The organism is Acinetobacter sp. YH12233 (genome assembly GCF_013417725.1).
In the GTDB taxonomy this organism is placed as follows: domain Bacteria; phylum Pseudomonadota; class Gammaproteobacteria; order Pseudomonadales; family Moraxellaceae; genus Acinetobacter.
On sequence record NZ_VPDK01000071.1, the window covers coordinates 1 to 4,439 of the forward strand.

A 4,439-nucleotide genomic window follows, 5' to 3' on the forward strand; every position below is an offset into this window, starting at 1 on the left:
TTAAGTTCTTTATCCGACATAGACACCAACATATCAAACCGTCCGCTAACGAAATTGCAAAAGTGCATATTCTAAAAGCGGACATTTTTACTTTGGAGAAACCGGACATTTCTATTTTGGAGTTACATTTTTAGATTCGTATAATCGCCATTATGTTAAATTAGCGATATTAAGAATAATTTAGCTTTCGCAAAAAACATATAATTTACTTCTTAAGTAATCCAAACGATTGTTTTCTTTGATAAGTGGATCACCATTGCGATATAAAACGATATCATCCATTGATCCCATTCCTCCAATGGTACTTTGTATTTTATATTTTGCGTATTCTAGATCATCATCAATATAGAACAGTATTCTTTTATACATTTCTGCCCAATGTTCTAAATTCTGTTCTTCAAACAATTCTATTAGTTCTTGAATTGTTGATTTTAAATCTTCAATTTTATTTTTCATAAAAGTATTTTTTAAGATTCTCTAAAATTAACATAATACACGTTATACGAATTCCCAAGGCATGGCTTTTAGTCATGCTTTTTTTATCAAAAGACTATACCTGAATGATAGCGAGCCAAATCGCATACAATATCTATCATTAGACTTAATGCAATAATTAAATGATAGTATTATCATTAATCTAATAGAATTAAGATTAAATGATAGAAATGAATACACGTATTTATCTACGAGCTTCAACTAAAGATCAAGATGCAGAAAGGGCTTTGCAGATTCTTCAGGATCTAAACCAAAACTTGAATTTGGGTGAAACCATTGTGTACGTGGAAAACTATAGTGGTACGAAGTTAGACCGACCTGAATTGAATAAGCTACTGTCAGAAGCAAATCAAGGTGACACATTGTTAGTTGAAAGTATTGACCGCTTATCACGCCTAACCCAACGAGATTTTCAAGAGCTGAAGCGCAGGATCCAGGAGAAGGGACTTCGTTTAGTCGTAGCAGATCTTCCTACTACCTACCAAATGATTCAAACCAGTGACAGCATTACTCATTCAATCTTGGAACTCATCAACAATATGTTGATTGATCTTCTGGCAACAATGGCCCGCCTAGACAATGAGAAACGTATAGAACGTATTAAGCAGGGCCTGGCACGTTCGGGTTACAAACCAACAGGCAAGAAGGCAAATGAGGCTAAACATAAACGAATAAAAGAATTGCTAGTAGTTGGCAATATGACTAAGGAAGAAATTGCCAAAGCAGTGAATTGTGGAGTTGCAACTGTCTATCGAGTTGCTAAAGTTATCTAAAAGAGGCTTATCTCAACGCGCCCCCAATGGGGCACCGCTGCATTCAGGTTACTTCACATAAGAAATTTTATGTTAAATGATTGTTAGAAATGCCCCTTGATCGAGGCATTTTCTATAAAGAATACTAAAAACTAATTAAAGCCAACCAAGTTTCAAAACAAGGCAGTTCTCAGCAATCATATTTTTAAATTATATAACTCCCAACTGAGCTTTTGCTCCAACGATAAGGCTTTCATTTTGAGTTTCTAAGGCAAATAAACCATACATCAAAGGAGAGGCCGCTGCTCTTTCTAAAGTCTGTTCATATAGTTTATTCCAAACTTTACCCCCTAGTTTTTCATACTCGATGATTAGAGTTTTGAGGCTTTCTTCTCCAAACAAAGTTACATGCCCAGCAAAATCAATCGCTGGGTCATCTATATGGGCTGTTGACCAATCAATAACGCCTGAAACAGCTCCATCCTTTGAAGCTAGTACATGCCCAGCATATAAATCGCCATGTATAAATTGGGTGAAATCTGCCCATAGAACATCATTATCCAACCATTTTCTGTAGCGGGTTTCCAATTGCTCACTTATACCAATTTCAGATTTTACTAACTGCAAATTGTTTGCTATTTCAGGTCTTAAATCTGAAGGTTTCATAATTTTCAAATCATTTTCCCGAACTTCTTTTTCAGGAATACTATGGATTTCAAATAAGGTTTTTGCCAAAGATGTTATGTATTTCGGGCTATCTTTGTCCATATTCCAAATTATTTCATAGGTTTCAGCATCCAAATTTAAAACAGGATTATCTTTAAGTATGGGATAAGCCACTAATTCTGTAGATGAAATTCTCCAATCAGGAACCTCTACAGAAAGATGTTTTTTTACCAATTCTAAAATGCGTTTTTCTTTCTTGATTTGTTCCCTCATGCCATCACGACGAGGAATACGCAGCAACCATTGTTGCCCCTTTGTATCAAGAGCAAAAACGACCTTAAAATCAATGCCCATTTCATTGAAATTCATTTTGTCCGTAAGCAACAAGCCGTGTGCTTCAGCAAGTGATTGAATATCTTGAATTGTCATTTTTAATTTCCTTTAAAGAGTTCAATAATTAATGTTCGGATTAGATTGGCTATCATTAACAATCTCTCTCAAAAGTCTTGATGATTTTGTGGTCTTTGATCTCGTAGATAATGTCAGCAATATTATCGACCAATTGCTTGTCATGAGATACGAAGATAATAGTTCCTGCATAGGACTTCATCATTGTTTCTAATGCGGCAATACTTTTTAGGTCAAGATAGTTTCCTGGTTCATCCATAAGCAAAATATTATATTTTCCTAAAAGCATTTTGGATAAAAGCAGTTTGATGATTTCACCTCCCGATAAGTCGGATAAGTTTTTTTGAATATCATTCGCTCCGATCCCCATTGAAGCCAATACTGCACGAATTTCCGCAACTGTGTACTCGCACTCTTCCTGCATAAAGGAGAGCACAGATTTATGCGTGTTAAATTTATATCCTGTTTGTGTAAAGTAGCCAATTTCAGCTTTTGGAGATATGGTTAATCCATCAGCACGTTCTGATATCATTTTTAACAAGGACGTTTTCCCTGTTCCATTCGATCCAGTTATAGCGACTTTAGCGCCAAGCGGTATTATAAAGTTAGCGTCATCAAAGATAGTACGGCTACCAAATTTTAAGCTCAGACCATCTGCCGTAATCGGGAACTTATTGTGCAGTTCTAGGGCTGAACTTTGACGAAAACGAATAGAACGCAAATGCTCTGGTGCTTGAATATCTTCTAATGCAGCCAAACGCTTTTCCATACTCTTAGCTGCCTGATACAGTTTTCTTTGCTTGGTGCCAGTCATTTTTGCATGCCCAAGTCGTCCAGCACTTTCGGTAGAGTTTTTGGATTTTTCTCCTTTTTTCTTATTGTCTAATCGATTAGCTTGCTGGCGTTTTTCTTGCACAGCAGATTCTAATCGCTCCCGTTCCTTCATCATCAGCTCATATTCTACGGCTTGGTGTTGTCGCTCTTCTTCTTTTTGACGCAAGTAATCCGAGTAACCACCCCAATATTCCGTAATTTTACCGTCTTTTAACTCCCATATCTTGTCTACAACCATATCAAGAAAATATCGGTCATGACTGATAACAAGTAATGCTCCATCAAATGCTTTAAGTTGACCAATAAGTAGATCTATTCCATTGAGATCAAGGTGGCTGGTTGGTTCATCCGCTAGAATGCCATGTACTTGTTGGGAAAATGCGGCAGCAATTTTTGCACGAGTTTCCTCTCCGCCACTCATTGTGTCGTTTTGTACATTGGAAACACCAAGGCGAGATAACATTGCCCGGTCTTCGACCGTTTCTATTTCGATTCCGCCCAGTTGGCTGATATGTGCAAAATCACCAAAACGCTGTAATGTCGCTTCGGCTAAAACAATTTCGCCATTAAGTACTTTGAGTAAACTACTCTTTCCTGCTCCGTTATCACCCACAAGACCAATACGGTCATAAGAGTGAATTTCCAATTCATCAATATCCAAAACATCACGCCCAGCATAATCCAAGCGTATGTTTCTCGCTTTAATAATTAAACTCATTTTTATTTACTCCTGTTTAGCTCTTGAAATTTTTTATGCAGCAAACAGGATTTAGGTGAAAACAAAAGCTAGCATCACAGTGTCCTCCCAAAAAAAAAGCTATTCATCCACAGGGTGGACAAATAGCTAGTCAATTAAGTTATAACTGGAAACTATGCACTAAAAGCATACTTATAAATTAAGCATACTTTTACTTTATATATCCGCATATATTCTTAAAGACACAACAAAAGCCCACCATTATAAAATAGTGTCACTATGCAAATAGTTGTGTCTTAACGAATGCGGATAGAATGCATAAACTTACCTAAAAAATAAAATTCAGTTTTATGATAACTTTACTGTTAAAAGAAGTCTAGACAACCTTGTTTTATGCTTGGATATAAGGCTTATTTTAAAATAATAGTAGTGAAGATTTTCTAAAATTAACATAATACACCTTATACGAAATAAAAATGGGAGCCTTAAGCTCCCATTTTTTAAGTAATTTTTTCAAATAAGGCTTGGGTGAGCATCTAAAATTCGAATCAATGTAGCTGCTGGTCCAGTTGGATAGCGTCGTCCCT

4 protein-coding genes and 1 pseudogene are annotated in these 4,439 nt (G+C 36.2%); 1 reads left to right on the plus strand and 4 read right to left on the minus strand.

Features of this window, described 5'->3' with window-relative positions; genetic code table 11:
* Nucleotides 1-180: 180 nt before the first annotated feature.
* On the minus strand, nt 181-456 hold the full coding sequence (locus FTV12_RS16105) for a hypothetical protein (protein WP_004967304.1): 276 nt from the start codon (nt 454-456) through the stop codon (nt 181-183).
* Nucleotides 457-656: 200 nt separating this feature from the next.
* Here FTV12_RS16105 and FTV12_RS16110 point away from each other — a divergent pair, with 200 nt between their 5' ends.
* The gene (locus tag FTV12_RS16110; RefSeq protein WP_015060246.1) at nt 657-1,268 is read left to right on the plus strand and encodes a recombinase family protein; all 612 of its coding nucleotides are present in this window, start codon (nt 657-659) and stop codon (nt 1,266-1,268) included.
* Nucleotides 1,269-1,457: 189 nt separating this feature from the next.
* On the opposite strand, the gene FTV12_RS16115 is transcribed toward FTV12_RS16110, so the two are convergent.
* The 3 genes and pseudogenes from FTV12_RS16115 to FTV12_RS16125 form a co-directional block, all read right to left on the minus strand.
* The gene (locus tag FTV12_RS16115; protein WP_000155092.1) at nt 1,458-2,342 is read right to left on the minus strand and encodes an Mph(E) family macrolide 2'-phosphotransferase; all 885 of its coding nucleotides are present in this window, start codon (nt 2,340-2,342) and stop codon (nt 1,458-1,460) included.
* A 55-nt stretch (nt 2,343-2,397) separates the two neighbouring features.
* A complete protein-coding gene (gene msr(E) / locus FTV12_RS16120; RefSeq protein ID WP_000052512.1) occupies nt 2,398-3,873 on the minus strand; it encodes an ABC-F type ribosomal protection protein Msr(E) in 1,476 nt (491 codons plus the stop codon).
* Nucleotides 3,874-4,365: 492 nt separating this feature from the next.
* Nucleotides 4,366-4,439: pseudogene (locus FTV12_RS16125) on the minus strand (transcriptional regulator); the annotation flags it as partial.

Bases quoted from the DNA above. Each gene is read 5' to 3' on its own strand.
- FTV12_RS16105 (WP_004967304.1), bottom strand. From the start codon at position 456: ATGAAAAATAAAATTGAAGATTTAAAATCAACAATTCAAGAACTAATA.
- FTV12_RS16110 (WP_015060246.1), top strand. From the start codon at position 657: ATGATAGAAATGAATACACGTATTTATCTACGAGCTTCAACTAAAGAT.
- FTV12_RS16115 (WP_000155092.1), bottom strand. From the start codon at position 2,342: ATGACAATTCAAGATATTCAATCACTTGCTGAAGCACACGGCTTGTTG.